The following is a 24,735-nucleotide window of genomic DNA, read 5'->3' as shown; positions in this document are numbered from 1 at the left end:
TGCGGGACGCCGGGCACCATTCGATGCCCGACGCACTGCAGGGATGTGTATTCATGTTACGCGATCCGCCCGGGTGTTCGCACACCCGGCCGGACCGCGGTGAAGAGAGAGTGAGTGACTACTCGCCCTTGTTCTTCTGGATGATCTCGTCGGCGACAGCCTTCGGGACCTCCGCGTAGCTCTCGAACGTCATCGAGTACACGGCACGACCAGAGGTCTTCGACCGGAGGTCGCCGATGTAGCCGAACATCTCGGAGAGCGGCACGTTGGCACGGATGACCTTGACGCCGGTGGCGTCGTCCATGGACTGGATCTGTCCACGGCGCGAGTTGAGGTCTCCGATGACGTCGCCCATGTACTCCTCAGGAGTACGCACCTCGACCGCCATGAGCGGCTCGAGGAGGACGGGGTTGGCACGCGAGTAGGCCTCCTTGAGACCCATCGAGCCGGCGATCTTGAACGCCATCTCCGAGGAGTCGACGTCGTGCGCCGCACCATCGGTGATGATCGCCTTGACACCCACGACCGGGTAGCCCGCGAGGCCACCGACCTGCAGGGCGTCCTGGAAACCGGCGTCGATCGACGGGATGTACTCGCGCGGGATGCGACCACCGGTCACGGCGTTCACGAACTCGTAGGTCGTCTCCGGAGTGACGTCCATCGGCTCCAGATCGAACTGGATCTTCGCGAACTGACCCGAACCACCGGTCTGCTTCTTGTGCGTGTAGCCGTACTTCTCGACCTTGCGCTTGATGGTCTCGCGGTACGCGACCTGCGGCTTGCCGACGTTGGCCTCGACGTTGAACTCGCGCTTCATGCGGTCGACGAGGATGTCGAGGTGGAGCTCGCCCATGCCCTTGATGACCGTCTGGCCGGTCTCGGTGTTCTGCTCGGTGCGGAACGTCGGGTCCTCTTCGGCCAGCTTCTGGATCGCGGTGCCCAGCTTCTCCTGGTCGGCCTTGGTCTTCGGCTCGATCGCGACCTCGATGACGGGCTCCGGGAAGCTCATCGACTCGAGGACGACCTGGTTCTGCGGGTCGGACAGGGTGTCACCGGTGGTGGTGTCCTTCAGGCCGATGACCGCGTAGATGTGACCGGCGGTGACGAAGTCGACCGGGTTCTCCTTGTTGGCGTGCATCTGGAAGATCTTCCCGATGCGCTCCTTCTTGCCCTTGGTCGAGTTGATGATCTGCGCACCCGAGTCGAGACGACCCGAGTAGACGCGGACGTAGGTCAGGCGACCGAAGAACGGGTGCACCGCGACCTTGAACGCGAGCGCGGTGAAGGGCTCGGTCGAGTCGGGGTGACGCTCCACGACCTTCTCCTCGTCGCGCGCGTCGTGGGCCTCGATGGCCGGGACGTCGAGCGGGGAGGGGAGGTAGTCGATGACGGCGTCGAGCATCGGCTGGACGCCGCGGTTCTTGAACGCGGAGCCACAGAGGACCGGGTACATGGTGCTCGTGATGGTGAGGTGACGGATCGCGGCCTTGATCTCCGCGACGGTCAGCTCTTCGCCACCGAAGTACTTCTCCATGAGCGCGTCGTCGGTCTCGGCGACGGCCTCGAGGAGCGCGGTGCGGTACTCGGCCGCCTTCTCCTTGAGGTCTTCCGGGATCTCCTCGATGGCGTACTTGGCGCCCATCTCGACGTCACCCTTGGCGTCTCCGCGCCAGGTGAGCGCACGCATCTCGACGAGGTCGACGACGCCCTCGAAGTTGGACTCGGCACCGATCGGCAGCTGGATGACCAGCGGCTTCGCGCCGAGGCGGCTGATGATCGTGTCGACGGTGAAGTAGAAGTCGGCGCCGAGCTTGTCCATCTTGTTGACGAAGCAGATGCGCGGGACGTCGTACTTGTCGGCCTGACGCCAGACGGTCTCGGACTGGGGCTCGACGCCCTCCTTGCCGTCGAACACCGCGACCGCGCCGTCGAGGACGCGGAGCGAACGCTCGACCTCGACCGTGAAGTCGACGTGGCCGGGGGTGTCGATGATGTTGATCTGGTTCTTGTTCCAGAAACAGGTCGTCGCGGCGGACGTGATGGTGATGCCGCGCTCCTGCTCCTGCGCCATCCAGTCCATCGTCGACGCACCGTCGTGGGTCTCGCCGATCTTGTGGTTGACGCCCGTGTAGAACAGGATGCGCTCGGTGGTGGTGGTCTTGCCGGCATCGATGTGGGCCATGATGCCGATGTTGCGGACCTTGTTCAGGTCGGTGAGCACGTCTTGTGCCACGGGGTCCTCCGGGGATAGGTAGGGGTGAGCTGATTCACTCAGGTGTGCGAGGGCGGGCGGATCGCCCGCCCTCGCATCGGGCGGCGACTACCAGCGGTAGTGCGCGAACGCCTTGTTCGACTCGGCCATCTTGTGCGTGTCTTCACGACGCTTGACAGCTGCACCGAGACCGTTCGATGCGTCGAGGATCTCGTTCTGGAGACGCTCGGTCATCGTCTTCTCGCGGCGGCCCTTCGCGTAGCTCACGAGCCAGCGCAGGGCGAGGGTGTTGGCGCGGTGAGGCTTGACCTCGACCGGCACCTGGTAGGTGGAACCACCGACGCGGCGCGAACGCACCTCGAGGGTCGGGCGGACGTTGTCGAGCGCCTTCTTGAGTGTGACGACGGCGTCGCCCTGGTTCTTGGCGGTGACGCCTTCGAGTGCGTCGTAGACGATGCGCTCAGCGAGGCCCTTCTTGCCGTCCAGCAGGATCTTGTTGACGAGCTGGCTGACGATGGGGGCGCCGTAGACGGGATCGGCGACGACGGGACGCTTCGGAGCTGGACCCTTGCGAGGCATTACTTCTTCTCCATCTTCGCGCCGTAGCGGCTGCGAGCCTGCTTGCGGTTCTTGACGGCCTGCGTGTCGAGGGCGCCACGGACGATCTTGTAACGGACACCCGGGAGATCCTTCACACGACCACCACGGACCAGGACCAGCGAGTGCTCCTGGAGGTTGTGGCCCTCACCGGGGATGTACGCGGTGACCTCGGTGCCGTTGCGCAGCTTCACGCGGGCGACCTTGCGCATCGCCGAGTTCGGCTTCTTCGGGGTGGTGGTGTACACGCGGGTGCACACGCCGGCCTGCTGGGGGTTGCTCTTCAGGGCGGGCGCCTTGGTCTTGACGACCTTGGGGCTGCGGCCCTTCCGAACCAACTGCTGAATGGTTGGCACTACTTGCTCCTTGATGATGACTGCACGGTGACAGTGGTACTGCAGCATTCGTGGACCGGTCTCCCGGATCACGAGGTCGTATGGACCCACCGGCGCCGCGCGAGTGCGCGTCGCTTTCGTGGTGGGTATGCCGTGGGGGCGATCGGCAACCGGGACCAGCCCGGCGGGGATCAACCCGATGGTGCAAGACTGCTGTCCACTCCCCCGAGCCAGGCTCCGGAGAACGTGGACAGCACGAGAGCGCACGACAGCGCGCACACCCAAACAAGACTAGCCCGCCGACAGGCTGTGGTCAAACGACGACGGCCCCTGGGAGCATCGCTCCCAGGGGCCGTACAGCTCGGCGTCTACGGGGACGGGACGAAGGTCGCGCCCTCGTCGGTGAAGCCCTCGATCGTGCCGCCGACGACGAAGTCGACGGGGTTGATGCTGTAGCCCGGACCGGTCTGGCCGGTGGCCGGGTCGGTCAGCGTGCAGGTCATCGACATGCGTCCGACGGTCTCGGAGTCGACGGTCCAGCCGCCGCCCGCGAAGTCACCGATCGTGAAGGTCGGGCGCGTGTCGAACTTCCAGGTCACACCGGAGGGGGTGAAGCCGGTGTCGTTGCGGATCTCGAAGGGGCACCCCTCCGGGGCGAGCTCCGTCGCCGCACCGCAGCCGTCGATGTACGCGTTGACGGCCTCCTCGACGGCGGTCGTCCCGGCGTCGGTGAGGGCGACGGCGAGCGTCGCGGGTTCCGCGGCCTGACCGAAGCCCACGGCCGTCGTGGTCGTCGCCTCGGCGGTGTACCAGTCGCTCTCGCTGAGGGCGACGTCGTAGGTGCCCGGGAGGGCGCGCAGCTGGTACGAACCCTCGGCGATCGGTTCGACGTCGGTGAGGTCGACGCCGCCGACCGTCGCGACCGCGTCCTCAGGGGCGACCACGTCGACCTGGACCGTGCTGAGTTCGGGAGCCTCGAGCTTCCACTTGTCGAAGAGCACGGCGTCCTTGCCGACCTTGGTGAGCGTGAACTCCTGGTCGACGCTCTCGCCGCCCTGGGTGAGACGGGCCTCGACGGTCGCGGTGTTCCCGCTGGTCGTCGTCTTCCCGATCGTGTAGCCGGAGACCTTGCCGGACGCCGCCTTGTACGCGTCGTCGGTCAGCAGCACGTCGGCCGCCGACACCTCGGTACCGGAGAGCTTGAGCGCTTGTTCGGCGTCGCCCGACTTGAGGGCGTCGAGGTAGCTCTTGACCGTCACCTCCGGGGCGTGGAGGGCGTTGCCGACGCTGACGCCGACGATGCCACCGACGATGATGAGGAGGAGGGCGCTCCCGCCGGCGATGATGCCGGTGAGCCCCTTCTTCGAGAGCTTCTTCTTGGGCGGCTGCTGGCCGCCGCCGTACCCGCCGGCGCCCTGCGCGTAGGGCGCCTGGCCGTACTGCTCGGTGGGCTGCTGGCCGTACTGCCCCGTGGGCTGCTGGCCGTACTGACCGGTTCCCTGCTGACCGAACTGCTCGGTCGGCTGCTGGCCGTACTGCGCCGTCTGACCGTACTGACCGGTCTGTTGGCTGTACTGACCGGACTGCTGCCCGTACTGGCCCGTCTGCTGGTCCTGCTGGCCGGACGACTGCTCACCGTACTGGCCGGACTGCTGCCCGTACTGCCCAGACGGCTGCGTCGGCGACTGCCCGTACGGCGACTGCTGTCCGTACTGCCCCGTCTGCTGCTGGCCTGAGCCCGACTGCTGCGGGCCGTTGCCCTGCCACCCCTGCTGCGGGTCGGGCTGAGCGGGTGGTCGCTGCCACTGGGGCTGCTGCGGGTTCTGATCTCCGGGATCGGTCATGGTGTTGCGCCCCCAATGAGCATGGATCGTGCTGATGACAAGTGCTCGAAAGTATAGTGACGGGTGTCGGACAGCACGATGGGGAGATCTCCCCTCCTGCCTCCGGGTGAACCCCGACGGCTACCAGGGCGAGGTGGGGGAATCCAGCTCCAGCGCGAGGTCGTCGAGGAGCGCGGTGACCTGCGGTTCGACGTAGCGCTCCACGGCGTCGTGGATGGCGAGGCGGTGCCCGACGAGGAGTTCGCAGATGCGGCGCCCGGTCTCGTTCGCGCACTGGTCGGCGAGGGCGATCTCGGTGCGCAGCGCCTCCTTCGCGTCGTCCGACAACGGCGGAGGTGGCGGGACCGTCCTCGCCTGGGATTCGCCGAGCTCCGCGAGGGTGAAGAGGTAGGGCTGCTCGGGATCCGGGTCGGGGTCGAGCTGCAACCCGTCGAACTCCGGGTCGAGCCCCTCCCCCGGGCGGTAGGAGCGCTGCGCCTCGCGCAGGTCCGCCGCGCGCAGTTCGGCGCGGAGGACAGGGAGGTTCCGCTCGGTGTACTCCGCCACCGCGTGGTCGACGATTGCCTTCATCCGGGTGGCGAGGCCGTGCTGCACCTGGTGCGGGACGTCGTCCACGAGGCCGGCCGCCCGCAGGATCGGCGACCCGATGCACCGGCGGCAGATCCGGGTGCGTCCACGGTGGGCGGCGGGGTGCCAGCGCGGCAGCCACCGGAGCCAGGCGTCGACGGCCTGGCTCACGCTGGTCTCGAGCGAGCGCTCCATACTCACCGAGGGTAGCGCCTCGGCGGCCGCATCGGCCTCAGCGCCGCCCGGCGGCGCGCTGGTCCCGTGCTGCTCGACGGGCGAGCGCACCGGACGGCTGCAGCCGACTCACGAGACTACGCGTCGCGCGGTAACGGAAGCGGCTCCGCTGGCGGGCGAACCAGCCGAGCGCTCCCTGCGCCCGGGAGGCCTCGGCCTCCGACCGCTGCCACAGCTCGTCGGCCGTCGTGTCGTCCACGTCACGACCGGAGAAGACGACATCGTCGGTCGTCCCCGCGAGCGCGGTGAGCGTGGTCGCGCCCTCCGGTTCCTGAGCACCGAGCATGGACGCCGTGGTCGACCGCGTGGCGGCCGGGGGCACCGTGTACCCGAGCTCGGCGTAGCGGTCGATCAGCTCGTCCCACGCACCGGCGGCGCTGCGGTCACCACTGCCCGCGCGGCGACGCTTCGTCCGCCGACGCTTCGCGCCGGAGATGGCGAGGAGCGGGATGAAGTACAGCGACACCGGGACACCCACGATCAGCGCGAGCCACCAGACCCACTCCGGGATCACGAGTCCGTCGTTCTTGTCCTTGTCGTCGCCATCGTCGATCGAGGCCTCGGTGAGGAGGCTGTCGTCGAGGTTGTCGCTGCGCGGCGGCTGACGCACCTGCGGCTGCGGCTCGGTCTTGGGCTTCGGGTCCTGGTCCTGCGGGATCTCGGTCTCATCGGGGGTCGGCGAGAACGCGACCCAGCCGTAACCTTCGAAGGGCACCTCGACCCACGCCGTCACGTCGTCCCCGACGACCTGCACGGAACCCTGGCCCTCGGTCACCTCGGGCGCGAAGCCCATGACGACCCGCGCGGGGTAGCCGAGCGATCGGGCCATGAGGGCGAACGCCGACGCGTACTGCTCCTCGTCGCCGACCATCGGTGTGCGGGTGAACAGCTCCGACATCCGGTCGGCGCCGTGGCCGGCGCGTGACGGGGAGCTGTCCGAGGCGAGCCCGTGGCTGAGGAACCCGGTGGTGCGGAGCGTCTGCTCGATCCTCCGCAGCTGGGCCATGGGCGTCGTCTCGGTGCCGACGAACTCCGAGGCCTTCGCGACGACGATGTCGGGGATGTTCGTGACGGGCGGCAGCTCGACCGCTGCGGTCGGTGTCGTCGCGAGGGCCGTGTCGCTCGGGACGGCCTGCGTCGTGGTCCGCTCCTCGTAGTCGTCGCCGGCGCCGATCCCCGAGGTGACGACGGCCGCGCCGCTCTCGGCGTTGTAGCGGATGTCCTCGGATCGCTCCGCCGCCTTGCCGTCGAGGGTGAGCGCACTCGGATATCCGACGCTGGGCACCCAGATGTCGTCGTAGCCGGTGATGTCGATCGACACCCGGCGGTCGCCACCGGCCGTGATGAGCTCCGGTCCGGGCAGCTGGTCGCCGACGAGTTCGAAGGCACCGGAGCCGTCGGTCGCCGTGGATGGTCCCGAGACGGTCCACAGGCGTCCGTCGTAGCTGTCCATGGCCGCCAGACGGATCCGATCCCCCGGCTCGAGGCCGGTGGCGGTGAAGAGCTTCGTCTCGGCGAGGTCCTTCGTGTACTCGCGGAACCCGGCGAGCGGGCTCGGGTACTCCAGGGGGTCGAACGGTGGGGTGACGACCTCGCGGAGGACGAACCGGGAGTCCGTGGGCGGTGAGGCTACCACGGCCGCGCCGCCGCCGACGACGACCGCGACGGCGGCGAGGACGGCCGTGCCGATGATCTTCTTGCGACGGAGGACGGCGGTGGTCGACGCCGCAGCGTTCTCGCCACGACCGGCGCCCGGCCGCCACCCCAGCCAGAGGAGGGCGATCAGCGCGAACGCGATCCCGCGGACGGCCGCCAGGAACGGCGTCTGCGTGCCGAGGAGCACGCCGAGCGCGTACAGCACGGTCGGGCCGACGAGCAGGATGGCGCAGCGCACGGCGACCTGCGGACGGCGCGGGAGCCAGCGGACGGCGAGCACGGCGGAGACGACCCCGACGAGCATCCCCGCGACGTAGGGCAGGGTCATGATGTAGGCGGGCGCGCTCAGCGGGGTCTGCAGGGTGACGAAGTCCTTCCACCCGAACACCGCCCCGATGCTGATCCCACCGAGGGTCCGCAGGTTCGGGAGGACCGCGAACGTCGCGACCGACGGCATCGCCAGGGCACTGCCGAAGACGTAGAAGACGAGGACGGTCGAGAGACCGGTCAGGAGGGCGTTCAGCCGGAGCGCGTGGGAGGCGACACCGACCGCCATGCCGAGCGCGAGACCGCCGAGGCCGGCGAGGAGGAACCCGGTGCCGCTGAGCGCCGCACCGAAGCCGAGCAGACCGAGGGCCGCGAGGACGAAGACGACCGCGATATCGATCCAGGAACGGCCGGGCAACGGCCACGGCGCGACGAAGGTCGGGACGATGCCTTGGACGTCGACGTCCGCGGCCGAGCCGGCGGGAACGCGTCCGGGGCGCACGGTAGTGCGCTCGTCGACCCCGCTCACAGGGCCCTCGACATGACCTTGGCGAGGTCGCTCAGTGCCCCGACCGTCATGACGTTCATCCCGGCGACGTCCTTGATGCCGGCCCGTGCACCGCGTTCGACGCGGATGCCGAACACGTTGACGTCGGGACCGAAGAGGCGTTGGATCCCCCGGTACTCCTGCGCCTCGAGCCGTGATCCCGCGACGATGATGACGACGCTCGGTGCTGGCAGGCGCTTCGTGGTCTCCCGGGCGAAGGTCCGTGGGGTGTCGAAGGTGCCCTCGGCGAGCTGCAGCCTGCAGCTGTCGTCGAGGAAGGAGGTCACGGTGTGGGTCCGCAACGCGAGCCGGTCGGTCACGACGCTGATCGGCACCTGGTCGAGGATCACCTGGGTCGCGATCGACGCGGTGAGCGACACGGCCAACTCGAACTCGTCCTCGTCGGCCGCGTAGTAGCGGGAGTCGGTCGTCATCACCATGGTGAGCTGCGACCGCCGCGTCTCCTCGAACTGCCGCACCATGAGCTGGCCCGTCTTCGCGGAGGACTTCCAGTGGATGTAGCGGCGGTCGTCGCCGGGGACGTACCCGCGGAGCGCGTGGAAGGAGATGTCGTTGTTCGTGATGGTCTTCGTGACGAGGCCCTCGAGGTCGCGGATGAGACCGGCGGCCGTCGGGTGGAGCCGCGTGGTCTCAGGGTGCACGAAGAGCTCGACCGGTTCCGTCCAGCGCACCTCGCGGCGCAGCAGACCGAGCTGATCACCACGGACCGACACGGCAGGCCCGGCCGGGATGACGGCTCGCCGGTTCGTCGGGACGGCGAACAGCTCCTCGTGCTCGCCGTCCTTCGGGATCGCCGGGATCGCGAACTCCGCGAGGCCGTAGCCCACGGGGACCTCGAGGCGCGTGGGCGTCGTGGCGCGGTTGCCGGGGTTGGCGATGAGGACCTGCCCGATCGCGCGCTCCCCGACGGTGACGCGGCTGGGGTTCAAGTGGATGGAGATGCGGAAGGTCGACCGCCCGAAGAGGTACGCGACGGAGGCCAGCAACGCGGCCAGCGGCAAGAAGCCGAGGAAGACGAGCTCCGCCCACCCCAGGATGAAGCCGGCGACGGTCGCGATGACGCCGATCGCGAGCACGACCCAGCCGAGGCCGCTGACGACAGCGAGCACGGGCTGCGCTGCCGTCCAGACGACCCTGGCCCAGGGCACGACGACAGCACCGACGCCGTCGAGCGCGCTGCGGAACGGGTTCAGCCGTCGGGCGGGAGCCGGCGCACCGTCGACGTGCGCATCGGGGCCGTCTGGGCCCGCCTCGGCAGGCGCGCCGGCCGACGCCGTGCGGACCGGATCGGATCCGTCCGGCGCGGCGGCGGCGCGCTGCTCGAGGGTCTCGCTCATGCTGCGCGGTACGCCGGCGGCGCGATGCTGACGAGGACCCGGGCGACGACGTCCTGCGCGGTCACGCCGGCGAAGTCGGACTCGGGATCGATGATGATGCGGTGCGCGAGGACGGCCTGCGCGAGGTCGTTGACGTCGTCGGGGGTGACATAGGTGCGTCCCTGCGAGATCGCCCAGGTCTTCACCGCGCGTACGAGGGCGAGCGCACCACGCATGCTCACGCCGAGCGCGACGTCCTGGTCGTCCCGCGTCGCCGCGACGACGTCGGCGACGTACTCGAGGATGCTGCCGTCGACGTGCACCTCGGTGGCGAGCTGCGCCATGGTGATGACCGCGCTGGAGGCGATGATCGGCTGCACCTTCGTCGCACGTGCCCGGTTGGAGGCGTCGAGCAACAGGTTCACGGAGGTCTGGCGATCGGGGTAGCCGAGCGTCGTCTTGATGAGGAAGCGGTCGAGCTGCGCCTCGGGCAGCTTGTACGTGCCGGCCTGCTCGATCGGATTCTGCGTCGCGATGACCATGAAGGGCTGGCCGGCCTCGTAGCTCGTGCCGTCGATCGTGACGATGCCCTCCTCCATGACCTCGAGAAGTGCCGACTGCGTCTTCGGCGAGGCACGGTTGATCTCGTCCGCGAGCACGATGGAGGCGAAGATCGGTCCCTTGTGGAACTCGAAGATCCCCTTGCCCTGGTCGTAGATCGTCACACCGGTGACGTCGGACGGCAGGAGGTCGGGCGTGAACTGGATCCGCGAGCTCGTGCCGTCGAGCGTGTTCGCGAGGGCCTTCGCGAGCACGGTCTTGCCGGTGCCCGGGTAGTCCTCGAGGAGCACGTGGCCCTCCGAGAGCATGGCCGTGACGACGAGCTTGATGACGTGCTCCTTGCCGAGGATGGCCTGCTCGACGTTGCCGACGAGCTTGCCGAACGCGTCGGCGAACCAGGTGGCCTGTTCCTGCGTGACAGTCATGGAGGTGTTGGTTGCTTTCGTGTAGGAGGGAGAGGTGGAAGGTCGAGCCGCTACATCGCGTTCCATGCGGCTGCTGAGGTGGCCCCGATGCTGAACGTCTCGCCCGTCGCCGTGTTCCGGAAGAACGCGGTGATCGTCTCACCGGCGGGGATGACGCCGAGGTGGTTGTTGTGGACGAAACTGCCCGTCCCACTGGCGTTGATGTTCGAGGTCGAACCCACCGCCGAGCCATTGCGCTGGATCTGCACGTCGTAGTTGCCGTTCGGAACGTCGGCGTAGCGGACTCCGACGTCGTAGCAACCGGTACCGCCGCTCTGACACGCGTGCGGTTGACCGGACTTGTACAGCGATCCGCTCGGCTTCGGCGGTGGTGGGTTGTTCACCGTCACCTCGGCCGGCCCGCCTTCGGGTCCGGTACCTCCGGGACCCTCCGCGGAGACGTAGACCTGGTAGGTGCCGGCGCCGATGCCGCCCACCGAGTCGCTGGTGCCACCCGTCGTCCCGGTCTGCACCGTGCTGGAGCCGCTCATGATCCGCCAGTGGTACTTGTCGACCTGTCCGCCGGTGTCGGCGGGAGCGTTCCACCGCATGGTCAACGTTGCCGGCGCATCGCCTGACGACTTCAGTGAGACGTTCTGTGGCGCACTCGGCACGCCGTAGGCGGTCGCAGCGATCTCATTCGAACCGGCACTCGGACCGACGGAGTTCTGCGCATAGGCGGTGAAGGTGTAGTTCTGCCCGTTCGTCACGTCGAAGGTGCAGTCGTTGCCGGGGGCGCACTGCTTCTCCGCGCCGCCGCTCCACTTCACCGCGTGGTACTCGATGGGTGCGCCGTTGCTCGCCGGCGAACCGCCGACGACGACGGTGATCTTGCCGCTCTTCGCACTCTTCAGACTGAGCGACGGTGGATCGGGAACGTCCTTCACGACGACCGTGATGCGACCCTGGACCTTCCGGTTCGGGTCGTTCGTCGCGTCCTGGACCGTGTAGATGACGCTCACGGTCCCGCTCTTCGACGAACCGGGGGTGACCGTGACCGTGCCACCGGAGAACGTGGCCGTCGCCCCACCGGCCGGCGCGCTCTCCACGGTGGCGTCGACGATCTTGAGCGGGGTGTCAGGGAACGGGTTGTAGTCGTTCGCGAGCACGCTGATCGACTCGGCCTTGTTCTTGCGGCCCTCTTCGACACGGTCGTCGATGGCACGTGGGAGCGGCCTGGTCGAGGAGACGACGCGGACGTTGATCGACCCCGGGACGGAGTACTCCTTGTAGTTCACGGTGAACGTCAGCGTGGCCGAGGTGCCGGGTTGCGTCCCCTGCGGAGCGGAGATCGAGACCTGAGAACCGGAGAGGCTGCCCTGGACGCCCGCGGTCGTGCCGCCGAAGCCCTGGTAGGTGAGCGCGGCGAGGATCTTCGGGTTCGGGTGGTCGCTCGACGCCCGCAGGTCGACGGTCACCGGCGCCTCGCCGGCCTCGATCGTCACCGTCGGCGGGGTGAACGTCGGCGGGACGTCCTCAAGGTTCGGGTCGCCGACCGTGATCGGCAGCGTGAGCAGCTTGCTCTCTCGGCCGTCCGTGGCCTCGAAGCTCACCGAGGCGGGTCCGCGGTAGTCCTTCGCCGGGGTGAAGGTGATCGTGGCGTCGTCGACGTAGCTCGACGTGCCGTTGCTCCGGAAGTTGACGACGCTGCCCTCGGAGGCGATCGTGACGGGCTTGCCGGACGGCGCCTCGGTGATGTCGGAGAGCTTCCAGGTGCGCGTCTCATTGACCTTGACGATCTGCTCCGGCAACGGACTCTTCATCCGCGGCGGCTCGCCGTCGGTCGCCGCCGGCACGATGATGAACGCGGCGCCGCTCAGCTGCGTGACCGGGTCCGTCAGGCGGTAGGCGATCGCCTGGCGTCGGTCGGTGAGGGTCACCCGGATGGTGCCACCGTCGCGGACCTCGCCGGAGGCGGCGTTCACACCTTCGAGGCTCGGCTGCAGGTCGTCGATCAGCCCACCGGGGTTCTGCGCGCCGTCGAGCACGTCGATGTCGATGGTCTTCTTGCCGACGATGTCGGCGTCCTCGAGGACGTGATCATCCGCCTCGGGGAACTGCGGCTTCGCGTCCTTCGTGACCTTGACCTGGATGTAGGCGCTGTCGATGCCACCCTTGCCGTTGGTGATCTGGTACCGGACCGTGAAGAACGCCTCCTCCTCCGGCACTTCGATGACGACACGGCTCTTGCTGACCTCGGCGGTGAGGCCGTCGTCCACCGAGAGCAGCTTCGGTTCGAGTTTGAGCTTGTACCCGTTCGGATCGGAGTCGTTCGAGAGCACCGGTACGGACGCGACCTTGCCCGGGAGGACCTCGATGTAGTCGTCGACCGCGTTCGGCTGGCCGTCGACCTCCGGGCGTCCGATGACCCCGATCTTGATCGTGCCGACGGCGACCGCACCGTAGGTGTCCTTGACCCGGTACTGGAACGTGTCGGTGCCGGAGGAGTCCGGAGCCGCCTCGTAGACGAACCAGGTGCTCCCCTGCTCGATGACGCGACCGAGCAACGGTGCCGAGGCGATGTCGTCGACGACGACGGAGTCGCCGTTCGGGTCCAGGCCGTCGAGCGGGACGTCCACGCGGACCGTCGCACCCGCGAACACGCGCGAGGTCAGCAGCTGCGGCACGGGCGGCTGGTTGTTCTTCTTGTCCTCGCCGACCACGTTGAAGGTGACCGTGGCCGTGTCGGCCTCGCCGAACGTGTCGTACACGCGGTACGTCGTCGTGTAGGTGCCCGGTTCGCTCGGCGCCTGGAAGCGGACCTCGTCGTCGTCGACGAAGGCGAGGCCGGCGGTCGGTTCGTCGACGAGCTGGCGGTCGACGAGCATGACCGCCGCGTCCGGGTGGTAGTCGTTGTCGAGCACCGCGACGTTGGCGATGTCGCCCGCGCGGACGACGACCGCATCGTCGGTCGCGACCGGTGCCTGATGCTTCGGCAGCGGTGGCACCGGGACGACCGTCACGGCCGCCTGAGCCGACGAGGTGCCGTCGGAGACGACGTAGGTGAACTGCAGCTGCTGCTCGATCGGCGCGGAGGAGGACACGCGGATGACCGCGCTGTCGAGGACCTCGACGGACAACGAGGTCGACTCGTCGGGAACGGAGACGGACTGCACGGCGAGCACCTGCCCACCCGGCGACTCGTCGTTCGCGAGGACCGGGATCGTGATCGTCTCGTTCGGACGCAGATAGCCTTCGTCCTTGACGGCGACCGGCGGCCGCACATCGGTGGGCTTCTCGAGGACGTCGACGCGGATGAGCCCGATGCTCGAGGCGATACCGGCGCCGAGCGTGTACTTCAGGTAGTAGGTGCCGGGCTCGTTCGAGGACACGGTGACGGACTGCTTCTCGAGGCTCGGTGAGGACACGAGACCGCCCTGCAACGCGTCGACGCCGATGAGCCCGAGCGGGGCCCCACTCGGTGACTGATCGTTCGCCAGCGGCTGGACGAGGGCCGACTCGCCGACGAAGGTCGAGACGAAGTCGGGTGTGCCGATCGGACTCAAGGCTCCGGCGGGTTGCACGTCGACCTTGAGGGTGCCCTCCGCCGAGTTGACTCCGTCGGACACGACGAACTTGACGTCGCGCGGGCCCATTTCGGGCGAGGCGTGCGTGAACGTGACGAAACCGTCCGGGGTGAACCGGACGAGGTCGCTGGACGCCGGTGAGGCCGACTGGAGGAAGATGTCGTCGCCGTCGGGATCACGCCAGTCGGCGAGCACGTTGTAGGTGACCGTCTGCCCGGCCTCGACCGAGACGGCGGCCTCGCGATGGGACGTCGGCGGCTCGTTGACCTCGGGCGGTTTGATGGCGATGCTCACGTTCGCTTCGGCCACGCCGCCTGGGCGGCCGTCGTTGACGGAGTAGCGGAACGACGTCGTCCCGGCCACGAAGCCCTCGGCCGGGGTGAACTGGAGCGCGCGCCCGCCGTCGATGGATTCGAGCTTGCCCGTCTCCGCGGCGAGCTCCGGCGGGTTCTGGATCGTCAGGACGTCGCCGTCCGCATCCGAGTCGTTGTCGAGCAGCGGCAGGACCGTCGCGCGACCCTGGCGGACGCCGAACGCGTCGTCGCGGGCGATGGGCGGGCGGTTCTCGTCGGTGCGCTCGGCGAGCGTGTCCTCGAAGGACTGCTCGGAGGCCTTCTCGTCGCCGTCCTCGCCGTCCTCCTCCTGTGGGGGCGTCACCTCGTCCCAGTTGTCGACGAGGCGCATGTTCGCCTGCACGAGCCAGGAGTTGCCGGTCTGGACGTTGTTCAGGGCGATGACCGAGCGGTTGACCCGGAAGACGAGCTGCTGGCCGATGGTCTCCGGGTTGATGTCCTCGATGACGGGCTTCTTGTCGGCGCACTCGGCGGCGTACCGACTGGAGGAGGCCCAGGCTCCGTGCATGCAGCCGTCGAGGTTGACCGGTGCCGTGACCTCGGCCGCGGTCGTCGCCGCCGTCGTGACGTCCGCGTCGAGCACCTCCGGGTCGCCGCCGCCGAGCGGGACGCGGACGAGCGAGTCACCGGTGGCGATGACGGCGGCGTCGTCCGACGCCGACGGTTCCTGGATCTTCAACGGCTTGCCCGGCAGCTCGACGACGGAGCCGTCCTGCTTCACGAGGTCGCCGGACTTCAGGTCGAGGATGACCGCCTGCTCACCGGCAGCACTCAACTGGTAGTCGTCGAGCTTCGGGAGCTTCGACTCGGTCTTCGTGCCATCGGGCAGGATGCGGTAGAGCCGCCCCTTCGCGGGTGCGACCGCGAGGATGGTGCCCGTCGAGGTGACGACCGCTTGACCGGCCTTGCCGATGGAGACGATCGGCTTCGTCTCCGTGGGGTCGAAGCGGAGTTCCCCCGCGGCGTCGACGGACCAGAGCTTGCCGGTCTCCCCAGCGACGACCGAGAGTCGGTCGCCGCCGTAGTGCACCGTCGCGCCGGTCGGCAGCGAGACACGCTGGATGAGGCTCGTGAAGGCCGGGTCGATCCGTTCGAGCGAGGAGAGCGCCTTGTCTTGGAGGAAGACGTCGTCGCCGTCCTGCAGCACGTCGGCGTTGTTGGAGGCCGTCGACACCGCTCCGTCGAGTTCGGAGATCTGATCGTTGAGACGGCCCGCGAGGAGCGATTCACCGTTGGTGACCCAGACGTCGCGGGACTCGAGGTCGACCTCCGTGACCGGGAAGCCCTGGTGGATGAGCGCGGCGGTCACCGGTACGGCGACGAGGACCGACAGGGCCGTGATCGAGGCCGCGGTCTTGCGTTTGCGCAGCCAGGCACTCCAGTTGCTCACGATCCCCCAGGTGAAGTGTTCGGTCAGGCGGCCGCCATCATGCCACGGTCGCCGCTGAGTCTAGCAAAGTTGCGAGTCAGTCTCATCGACAAGAATGACATACATCAGATGTCGCGCTCGTTAACGGCCGGAGTCGGACCCACTGGGATCCGCCTGTTCGGCGTGGTCGAGGAGCGGGAGGTCACTGGCGTCCACGAGTCGGGTCGAGACCGCGTACTCGACCAGCCGTGCACGACGGCCGGTCGCGAGCTTCCCCGGCCCACCGCGGAGCCCCTGCACCCCGAACTTGTCGAGCTTGTCGCAGACGTTGTCGAGCTTGCGGTTGAAGGTGGTCTGGCTCCAGCCGAGGCGGGCGGCAGCGGCGGCCGACGCCGGGATCTCGCCGCGACCGGGCGACGCCTGGCGCAGGACGTCCTCCGCCAGGGCGACGATGAGGAGGCGCTGGCTGCTCGTCAGGTGGATCGGCCCGACCGTCGTGGTTCCGGCGGTGGTCGTCGAGAGCTGCGACGGACTGAAGTACTCGAGGTCCGAGGTGATCGTGAAGTCGTAGGTCGTCGTCCCGGCACTGAACAGCACCTGCAGCTCGGGGAACACGATCGGGAGCCGCGCACCGGGCGCGAGCCACGCCTGCACGTTGCCGGTCGTGTCCGTCACCGTCGCGGAGAGGGTGTTCCCGATGTTCGTGAGCCACCAGAGTCCGGCATCGAAGGTCACGCTGAGGAAGGTGCGGTGCAGGAAGGGGTTCTCGTCGACGACGAGGTCGCCCTCGCGACCGATCAGGAACGGCTTGCGTGCGTCCACGGCGTACTCCTCGCCGCAGAACTCGACGCGCACCGCCGTCTTCGTCGTCGCGGTGTCGGTCGCCTCGTCCGTGGTCATCGTCTGGTCCCCCTGTGGTCGGTCATCGTCTCGCTCCAGCTACTGCTGCGAGCACATCTCGAGTGGATCGGGTGAGGTGACGCCGCCTCGGACGATCACCACTTCGATGCACAGCTGCGCGCCCGGAGCGCTCGGCTTCAGGTCGACCGCGTAGGTCGAGGTCGGTACCTTCGGCGAGTTCTTGCCGCTGCTCGTCACCTGGTAGATGTACGAGTCGCCGTCCTGCGGGTCCGGGTTGTCCCAGATGAACGTGACGACGCTGCCGTCCTCGCTGATGTTCACCCCGAACGGCTTCGGCGAGGGGACGTCGCTCAGTTGGATCGGTGCCCCGGTCGCGGCGGCGGTCGGCTTCGGGTCGGCGGCCGCTCCCTGCCAGATGATCCCGGCTGCGATCCCACCGACCGCGAGCACCGCGACCCCACCCGCGACGAGGAGGCGGGTCAGTCGGCGACGTCTGGCTCGTCCGGCCTCATCTGCACCGGGGTCCTCCGTGGGAACCGCAGCCGCGGACTCGAGACGGTCGCGCCGGATCGTCTCGGAGGGCACCGAGGCCGCTCCGACGGTGATCGGCGCCGACGGCTGGATCGGTTGGACGAGCGGTCCGGCCGAGCGCACGACCGTCTCGTCTCCGATGGACGGCTGCACACTCGGCACGCCGGGTCGGGGCTGGGCCTCGACCGTCGGGACCTGCCGGACCCGCGTCTCGTCCGACGCACTGCTGGACGTGTCCGGTCGGGGGGCCTGCGACTGCGGCTGTACGAGGTTCGGGATGTCGATGGGCGTCGGCGCGTAGGCCAGCTCCATCTCGACACGCTGCAGCGCCCGCGCGAAGTCGACGGCGCTCTCGAAACGGTTGGCGCGGTCCTTCGCGAGGCCCTTCTGCAGCGTCGCGACGAGGGACGCCGGCGCGTCGTCGCGCCCGAGCGGGGTGACGGTCCCGCGCTCGATCCGGCTGATGAGGTCGGCCGCACCGTTCGACTGCCCGGGGATCTCGAACGGCGTGCGTCCGGCGAGCAGCGTGTAGACCGTCGCGGCCAGGGAGAAGATGTCGGATCGGACGTCGGGATGCGGCTCGTCCTCGAACATCTCGGGCGGTGACCAGGGGATGGAGAGACCGACCGTCTGGGTACCCGAGGCGCCCGTCGAGCCGACGTCGCCCGGCCGCCCGGGGCCGGCCGTCGACGGCACCTCGAGTTCGACGGCCTGCGAGATGCCGAAGTCGGTCAGCGCCGGCCAACCGTACGCGTTCGTGAGCACGTTGGCCGGCTTGATGTCGCGGTGGAGGATGCCGGCGGCGTGTGCGGTCGCCACCGCACTGGCCAGGCGGACGCCGGTCCGCAGCGCGTCGGCGACGGCGAACCGCCGCAGCTTCGCCTGCTCGGCGAGGCTCGGCCCCGCGCAGTACTCCATCGCGAGGTACGGTCGGCCGTCCGGGGCGACGTCCGCCGTGTAGATCGTGACGATGTACGGGTGCGCGGAGAGCTGCGCCATGAGGTTCGCCTCGGCGACGAAGGCCTCGCGGGTCTGCTCACTGAGGTGCTCGGCGAGGAGCACCTTGACGGCGACCTGACGCCGCGGCAACTGCTGCTCGTACAGGAAGACGTCGGAGAACCCACCGGCTCCGAGCTGTCGTTCGAACCGCAGCCCGGGGATGGCCGGCGGTTGCGAGGGTGAGCGGCGCACGTCAGCCCTCTCGGACGCGCAGCGCGACGCCGCCGCCGAGGTCGATGACGGTCCCGACGATCACCGGTGTCGGCTCCCCCGGTCGCAGGGACTGCGGCGCCTGACCGGGCAGGACGACCTGCGTGCCGTTCCGCGAGTGGAGGTCGGTGACGACGACCGTGCCGCCCTCGACCGCGACGCGCACGTGGCTCCGCGAGATGTCGTCTCCCGTGAGCGTGACGAGCGTCGGGACGACCGACGCCGGGACCTGCGAGACGCTCGGCGCCCGGCCGAGCACGACGGGTGAGGCGAGCGACTGGCGAGTGCCGCCGGGGAGCTCGAGGTAGGTGAGCGGCGTGGCTGACGGGGTGGTCGATCGAGCAGGCGGGGTCTCGGCCGCGCGACGCGCACGCAATGCGGCGAGATCCTCGGCGAGGATCGTGTGGCCGTCGTGGTCGCCGAGGTCCGAAGGTCCGGCTGCTGCGGGTTCCGGCGCGGCGGCTGCGGTGGGGGCCGCCTGCTGGTGCGCCGACGCCTCGGCCGCCGCGCGTTCGGCGTCGCCGGCCTCGTCGACCGCCGCTGCACCGACCGGACGGAGCACGGTCTGGCCGAACAGGAAGTCGTAGCCCTCGTCGACGGGCTCCTCCGGGGACGCCGGGGTCTCGTCCGGGTCGTCCTCGTCGTGGAAGAACTGGGTGTCGGAGACGGACGGCACGACGTGGAGCGGCTGAACGGGCTCGACGTGGGCCGCTGGGGCCGCCTCATCGCCGTCCGTCCCGTCGTCCGCCTCGTCCGAGGTCGCCGCGGATGCAGCGGGCTCGGCGGGGGCCGGGACGGGCGGGGCCGCGAGCTGCTCCGCCGCGGTCGGCCTGCTCGTGGACGACTCGGTCGGCCGGCGCTCATCGGTGGTCGGAGTGGCGAGGGAAGCCGTGGCATCCTCGTCGAGGGTCGCCGTGATGGAGGTCGTCCAGACGGCTCCCGACCCGAGCGGGAGGCGCACGCCGGACGGGTTCGGCTGGTCGCTCCGGAGCGTGACGCTCACCGCGTCGGCGTGGTGTTCCTCGACCCAGGTGGTCGCGCGGGCGCCCAGGACCGTCTCGGTCCCGGCGGCGCTCGTCACGACGGCGGCCGCGAGCCCGCGCGCGATGACCGTCGCGCCCGATTCGTCCCAGACGGCCGCGGCGAACGCGGGCGTGTTCGAGAGACCGCCGGCCGCGAGGCGGTCGACGATCAGCGACAGCGACGCGTCGCCCGGGAGGTCCGCGGCGAATGCGGCAGCGGCGGTGTCGTCGCCCTGGGCGTCGACCAGCACCAGTCTGCCGGGCCCCGCCACAGCGAGCCAACGGCGGACCTCGGCCGGTTCCATTTCGTACGAGTACACGGCCACTCCTCTAGCCTCGCGGCATCGTCTCTTCAAGATACCCGAGACCACCCGCGTCATCGTAGCCGGGGCCGCTGGACATCAGCGAGGTCGACACGACATCGACGACGAGCGCGGTCACGTTGTCCCGTCCGCCGGCGGCCAGCGCGAGCTCCACGAGGCGGTCTGCGGCTCCCTCGAAGCCCTGCGACAGGACCTCGGCGATCAGCTCGTCGGACAGCTCGCCCGTGAGACCGTCGGAGCAGAGGAGGAACCGTTGCCGCCCGGCGACGGGGAGGAGCCAGACGTCCGGGTCGATGCCGGCCTCGACGCCGATCGCCTTCGTCACGATGTTGCGGTCGGGGTGTTCGCGCGCCTCCTCCTCCGTGATGGAACCGGCGTCGACGAGTTCCTGCACGGCCGAGTGGTCGACGGTGATCCGACGGAGTGCGCCATCGGCCCAGGTGTACACGCGAGAGTCGCCGACATTGAACACCATCCAGTGCAGATCGGTCTGCGGCGACAGCGCCACGAGCGCGAGACCCGCGACGGTCGTGCCGATGACCCCGTTCGGCGTGGGGATGCTCCGGATGACCGCGTTGGCGGCGACGATCGTGGTCACGACCGCCTCGGTCGTCGTCGGCATGCCGATCGGGATGCCGCGTTCGAGCGCCGCCGCGACCTCACGGCTCGCGACCTCGCCGCGTTCGTGCCCGCCCATGCCGTCGGCGACCACGAAGGCGGGCGCGCCGGCGTAGAACGCGTCCTCGTTCAGGCGTCGTACCAGCCCGGTGTCGGTCCGGCCCTCGCTGCGCAGGGTGTGCGTGGACCGCGCGGTCTCGATCGTCGTCATCCCGCACCGCCCAACGCGGCGGGAAGGGTCGGTACCTCGCCCGGCCAGCTTCCGTACCTCGCGTCGAGGTCGGAGCTCGAGAGCTCCACGGAATCGCCACCGGCGTACTGCTCGGAGGCGATGTCCAGCGTCGCGAGGATGGCGATCGTCGACTCGACGGTCTGTCCGGGCGCGTCGAAGGCGAATCGCACGAAGCGCCCGCGGTCGACCTCGTCCTGGGAAGCGAGCTGCGCGAGGGAGTAGTCCACGAGGGCACCGGGGTCGCCGGTGAAGGCGTCGGTCGCCGAGAGTGTCGCGGTGACGTACGCCGTCGTGCCGTCCCAGGCGCGGGCGGCCCTGAAGTCGGCCCCGGGGATCTCGGCGACCGCTTCCTCGACGGCGGCCAGTGTCCGGTCCGGCATGCGGGCCGGGGTGCGTTGCGCCGTCGGTGCTCCGGTCCCGCAGGCGGTGAGAAGCCCCAACAGGACGACCGACACGGCGCCGGATCGGACGATGGTGCTGATGCGCATGGAAGGCCTCACGGTCGGGAACGGGCTGTGGACGGGCGACCCGGTCCCGGGCCGCGATCGATCATCTCCGCGTAGGACTGTAGTCGGTCACCTGTTGATCACCACTGAAGAAGCCGCTCGCCGAGTCCAGGTAGGCGTCGACGCTCGGGTCTGCCGACGACGACGTCTCGTCCGCCATCATCTCGTACCGCTGCGCGTTGTGGGCACTCGCGATCCCCGGATCCTGCTGTTCCGGGTTGACGCCGCCCAGTCGCGGGGCGTCACCCTGGACCGTCGTCCAGTTGGCCGAGTCCGGGTTCCCCTGTCCGTCGAGCCGGGCGACCGGATCCTCGTTGAACTCCATCGAGAGGACCTGCACGTCGTCGGGGATGTCGAACCGTGCGATCGGCGAGCCCGCCGTGACGACGTGCGTGACGTTGTAGCCGAAGTCCGGGTCCGAGGCCAGCGACCCGGCGGTGATCCCGCCGAGGCTGAAGCCCTCGAGCATCACCGGGTCCGTCGGCGAGATGCCGGCGGCGGCCATTGCGTCCTTCACCGCCTGGCCGAGCGCCGTCTGTTCACCCTGCATGGCAGCGATGTCCGATGTGAGGTCGTTCGAGATCGCGCCACCGTGCGGATCCCAGACCTGCGTGCTCGGGATCTGCACGATCCAGCTCGGCGGCGGTCCGGCCGACTGGATCACGCGGATATTGCTGAGCTCGTCCTCACCCTTGTCGATGTCGGCCGAACCCTGCAGGAGGTCGCCGAGGTCGGTGACGGTTCGGTCCCGAGGCACGGCGAGCGGCTGTGAGGGGTCGTCGGGATCCATGGCGAGGCCGCCCTGTCCGTCGTCGAAGAGGCCGAACCGGCCGCCACCGGTGGCGATGGCGTCGATCGCCTGCTCATAGGTGAGCGGCGGCCAGCCCTGGCCGGTGACGACCGACATGAGTCCGTTGAAGCCGGGCAACAACCCGGGGAGGAAGGTGAGGCCGGCCAGCAGGCCTGGAGCGCCGTCCGTGAGGATGTCCTCGATCCACGCGTTGTCGCCCAACCATTCGTTGGCCGCCTGACCTGCGATCGGAGCGAGTTCCTGCAGTCTCGCGAGTGCGTCCGCATACGTCGCGGCGGTCCGGTCGATGACCTCCTGCGGTGAGTAGGCGGCGATCGAGTTGGCGGTGAACAGTCCCGCGACGCCGGCCGGCGAGAGCAGCAGCCAGGGGTTGTCGCCGATCTGATCCAGCGTCTGCTGGGCGCCCTCGACCAGCGAGTCGACGCCCTCCACGACGACGTTGACGCCTGCCACGGTGAGCATCCACGCCCCGCCCACCACCGCCACGCCCGCCGCTGCGACGAAGCCGACCGGCACCGCGAGGACGCCGATCACGAAGGCGACCCCGTTGTGGAGGGCGACGGTCGCTGCGGCGATCAGCTGGTCGGCGGTCTCGTAGGCGACCACGGCGCCCTCGAGGAAGACGGCGGAGACGCCGGTCTCGGTCGCCACGAGGAGCAGGGAACCGGAGGCGAGGACGATGGCGCCTTCCGCAGCCGCCCCCGTCACCGGCGACAGGATCATGGATTCGAGCAGGTCGCCGTCGACCGCTTTCGCAGCGGCCGCGCCCGAACGCCCGATCAGCTCGGTCGACAACGTGGCGAGTTGCTGCGCCTGCAGTCGCATGTCGTCGAGCTTCGCGCCGACGCCTCCGGCTCCACCGGAGACCGTGATGCCGCTCATGCCCGTGCTCCCTGGATGGTCGCGGCGATCGCCAACACCTCGGCGACGATGTCCGCGCGACGGACGGCCCGGAGCGAGACCCGGGTCCCCTCGGCGACGGTGGACGGGTCCATACCCGCCGCTTCGACGTCCGGAGTGTCGACCGACACGGCGACCCAGCCGTCGGCACCACGGAGCCACGTGTCCGTCCATCGTCTCATGGGCTCCCCGCTCCGGGAGAGTGCGTCGAGCCGGAACCCGCCGTCGATCCGCTGGGCGGCGCCGCCGAGGAGCACTGCGGCCTGCGGGCTGTGGAGCTGTTCGACGACCGCGCCGACGACGTCCGGTCGGTCCTGTCGGAGCGCGAGGACGAGCGCCTCGGCGTCCGCGAGCGGGAGGACGACCACCTCGGTCGAACGACCCCGCGTGTCGGGGACGTCGTGGAGCGCGGAGAGGGGTCGCAGGAGTTGCTGCGCGAGGCCGGCGGTGTCGAAGGCGCGGATCTCGACGGCGTCCTCGTCGCGCGCGGCCGTGCCGTGCTCGGCGACGGACGCGTCCGAGTGGTCGACCCGCTGCGTCCGCAACAGCGCCAGAGCGTGCGCGCCGATCACGGAGACGGACTGGATCGCCGTCCGGTCGAGGGTCCAGCAGGAGGCGTCGACGGCCGCCGTCGCGAACTGCGGCATCGACAGGAAGGCGGCGAAATCGGGATCGACATCAGCGGTGAGGTCGTCCGGGAGGCTGTCGTCGCCGCCGGCGAGGAGTCGCCGCTCCCGGAGCCGCGCGACGGCTCGCTGCTCGCGCTCACGGACTTCGGCGGGCTGCACGTCCGAACCCCATTCGGTGTGGAAGGCGGGTGGCAGCACGATGTGCGGGGTGCGGTGCTCCAGGACGTGGAGTTCGTCAGCGGTCAGCAGGAAGGCTGCCGCTGCCGGAGCCGGGCGGGTACGGGTCATGGGCATCAGGGGGTCCATCCTCGGCTGCGGTAGAGGTCTGCCAGGTCCAGCCAGCTGCGGTCACCGGGTGTCGGAAGCGATGGCGTGGAGGCGACGATGTCCTTGGCCTGGTGCACGAGGAAGTCCGGGACCTCCTGGCCGAAGAACTCGAACACCTTCGCGGCACCGTCCTTGACGGTCTCGACCGCGCCGGAGACGAGGTTCACCGCGTCGTTCCAGCGGTCGCCCACCCAACGCGCGGCATCTTCGATGAGCTGCTTCACGTGTTCGACGGCGGTCGCGTGCGCGTCGAGCTTGTCGGCCGCGTCGTCGAGCTGCGTCGCCGAGTTCTCGAGCGAGACCGCCCGGGTGCCGAGCTGCTCGATGAAGGTCTCCGCCGCGGTGGAGGTCCACGCGAGCTCGGCCGCCGAGCGGAGGTCTCCGGCGCGGCTACGGACCTCCGTCGCGAGGGTTCGTAGCTCCGTCGCGCGGAGGCGGATCTGTTGGGTGTCGCCGTACACTGCTCGCTCCTCGTCGGGTGATGCTGCGTCGCTGTCGCCGTGGGTCGACTTCACCGGAAAACCCGCGCGCCCTCACCGACACGTGGTCGGGAGGGCGCGCAGAGCGAAGCCGACGGTGGTGACTACTGGCCGGCGCCGGCAGCGAGCGCTGCGTCGGTCTGCTCGAGCGTGGTCACAGCGTTGTTGAGGTAGCCCGACAGCTTGTCGAGGTGCTGGATCGTGACCGTCGCGCTCTGCGTGAAGGCCGTGTAGGTCTCGTTGAAGGTGCCGGACGCGGTGTCGGTCTGGAACCCGGAGGACACGAGGTTGTTGATGAGGGTCTGCAGGCGGTTGAGCGTGGTCTCGACCTCGCCCTTACCCGTCGTCAGGTTGACGGCGGCCTGCTTGATCTCGCTGTAGTTGACGTTGATGTTGGCCATGAGTCTTGCTCCTTCG

General features: G+C 69.4%; 18 protein-coding genes. All 18 read right to left on the bottom strand.

Features of this window, described 5'->3' with window-relative positions:
• Positions 1-118 precede the first annotated feature (118 nt).
• Complete coding sequence (gene fusA / locus IFU30_RS06355) at positions 119-2,233, bottom strand: elongation factor G (protein WP_079705261.1); 2,115 nt, start codon at positions 2,231-2,233, stop codon at positions 119-121.
• Positions 2,234-2,320: 87 nt separating this feature from the next.
• Complete coding sequence (gene rpsG / locus IFU30_RS06350) at positions 2,321-2,791, bottom strand: 30S ribosomal protein S7 (protein WP_064296707.1); 471 nt, start codon at positions 2,789-2,791, stop codon at positions 2,321-2,323.
• On the bottom strand, positions 2,791-3,165 hold the full coding sequence (gene rpsL, locus IFU30_RS06345) for a 30S ribosomal protein S12 (RefSeq protein WP_056008169.1): 375 nt from the start codon (positions 3,163-3,165) through the stop codon (positions 2,791-2,793). The genes rpsG and rpsL overlap by 1 nt, the downstream gene beginning before the upstream one ends.
• 347 nt (positions 3,166-3,512) lie before the next feature.
• Positions 3,513-4,988, bottom strand: a complete 1,476-nt coding sequence (locus IFU30_RS06340; RefSeq protein ID WP_192004666.1) for a hypothetical protein — start codon at positions 4,986-4,988, stop codon at positions 3,513-3,515.
• Positions 4,989-5,108: 120 nt separating this feature from the next.
• The gene (locus IFU30_RS06335) at positions 5,109-5,750 is read right to left on the bottom strand and encodes a spermidine/putrescine ABC transporter substrate-binding protein (RefSeq protein WP_192004665.1); all 642 of its coding nucleotides are present in this window, start codon (positions 5,748-5,750) and stop codon (positions 5,109-5,111) included.
• A gap of 37 nt (positions 5,751-5,787) precedes the next feature.
• Complete coding sequence (locus IFU30_RS20850; RefSeq protein ID WP_192004664.1) at positions 5,788-8,241, bottom strand: transglutaminase domain-containing protein; 2,454 nt, start codon at positions 8,239-8,241, stop codon at positions 5,788-5,790.
• The gene (locus IFU30_RS06325) at positions 8,238-9,617 is read right to left on the bottom strand and encodes a DUF58 domain-containing protein (protein WP_192004663.1); all 1,380 of its coding nucleotides are present in this window, start codon (positions 9,615-9,617) and stop codon (positions 8,238-8,240) included. The genes IFU30_RS20850 and IFU30_RS06325 overlap by 4 nt, the downstream gene beginning before the upstream one ends.
• On the bottom strand, positions 9,614-10,582 hold the full coding sequence (locus tag IFU30_RS06320; protein WP_085510244.1) for an AAA family ATPase: 969 nt from the start codon (positions 10,580-10,582) through the stop codon (positions 9,614-9,616). Before IFU30_RS06320 ends, IFU30_RS06325 begins: the two co-directional genes overlap by 4 nt.
• A 50-nt stretch (positions 10,583-10,632) precedes the next feature.
• Positions 10,633-15,891 carry an Ig-like domain-containing protein gene (locus IFU30_RS06315; RefSeq protein WP_192004662.1) on the bottom strand — a complete coding sequence of 1,753 codons (5,259 nt, stop codon included), beginning with the start codon at positions 15,889-15,891 and terminating at the stop codon, positions 10,633-10,635.
• A gap of 120 nt (positions 15,892-16,011) precedes the next feature.
• On the bottom strand, positions 16,012-16,770 hold the full coding sequence (locus IFU30_RS06310) for a hypothetical protein (protein ID WP_192004661.1): 759 nt from the start codon (positions 16,768-16,770) through the stop codon (positions 16,012-16,014).
• A gap of 39 nt (positions 16,771-16,809) precedes the next feature.
• Complete coding sequence (locus IFU30_RS06305; protein WP_192004660.1) at positions 16,810-18,453, bottom strand: protein kinase domain-containing protein; 1,644 nt, start codon at positions 18,451-18,453, stop codon at positions 16,810-16,812.
• Between the two features lies 1 nt (position 18,454).
• Positions 18,455-19,813, bottom strand: coding sequence for an FHA domain-containing protein (locus IFU30_RS06300; protein ID WP_192004659.1), 1,359 nt, complete (start codon positions 19,811-19,813; stop codon positions 18,455-18,457).
• A gap of 10 nt (positions 19,814-19,823) precedes the next feature.
• Positions 19,824-20,645, bottom strand: coding sequence for a PP2C family protein-serine/threonine phosphatase (locus tag IFU30_RS06295; protein ID WP_192004658.1), 822 nt, complete (start codon positions 20,643-20,645; stop codon positions 19,824-19,826).
• Positions 20,642-21,154 carry a hypothetical protein gene (locus IFU30_RS06290; RefSeq protein WP_192004657.1) on the bottom strand — a complete coding sequence of 171 codons (513 nt, stop codon included), beginning with the start codon at positions 21,152-21,154 and terminating at the stop codon, positions 20,642-20,644. Before IFU30_RS06290 ends, IFU30_RS06295 begins: the two co-directional genes overlap by 4 nt.
• A gap of 61 nt (positions 21,155-21,215) precedes the next feature.
• The gene (locus tag IFU30_RS06285; protein ID WP_192004656.1) at positions 21,216-22,865 is read right to left on the bottom strand and encodes a hypothetical protein; all 1,650 of its coding nucleotides are present in this window, start codon (positions 22,863-22,865) and stop codon (positions 21,216-21,218) included.
• Positions 22,862-23,806 carry a hypothetical protein gene (locus IFU30_RS06280; RefSeq protein ID WP_192004655.1) on the bottom strand — a complete coding sequence of 315 codons (945 nt, stop codon included), beginning with the start codon at positions 23,804-23,806 and terminating at the stop codon, positions 22,862-22,864. Before IFU30_RS06280 ends, IFU30_RS06285 begins: the two co-directional genes overlap by 4 nt.
• On the bottom strand, positions 23,806-24,354 hold the full coding sequence (locus IFU30_RS06275) for a putative T7SS-secreted protein (RefSeq protein WP_192004654.1): 549 nt from the start codon (positions 24,352-24,354) through the stop codon (positions 23,806-23,808). The genes IFU30_RS06280 and IFU30_RS06275 overlap by 1 nt, the downstream gene beginning before the upstream one ends.
• 68 nt (positions 24,355-24,422) lie before the next feature.
• Positions 24,423-24,719 (bottom strand): WXG100 family type VII secretion target, encoded by a 297-nt coding sequence (locus IFU30_RS06270; RefSeq protein ID WP_056008215.1) that lies wholly within the window; start codon positions 24,717-24,719, stop codon positions 24,423-24,425.
• Between the last annotated feature and the right edge of the window lie 16 nt (positions 24,720-24,735).

This window comes from Plantibacter sp. CFBP 8798, from assembly GCF_014841195.1.
GTDB lineage: Bacteria > Actinomycetota > Actinomycetes > Actinomycetales > Microbacteriaceae > Plantibacter > Plantibacter auratus.
This window is presented reverse-complemented; position numbering and strand designations above follow the sequence as displayed.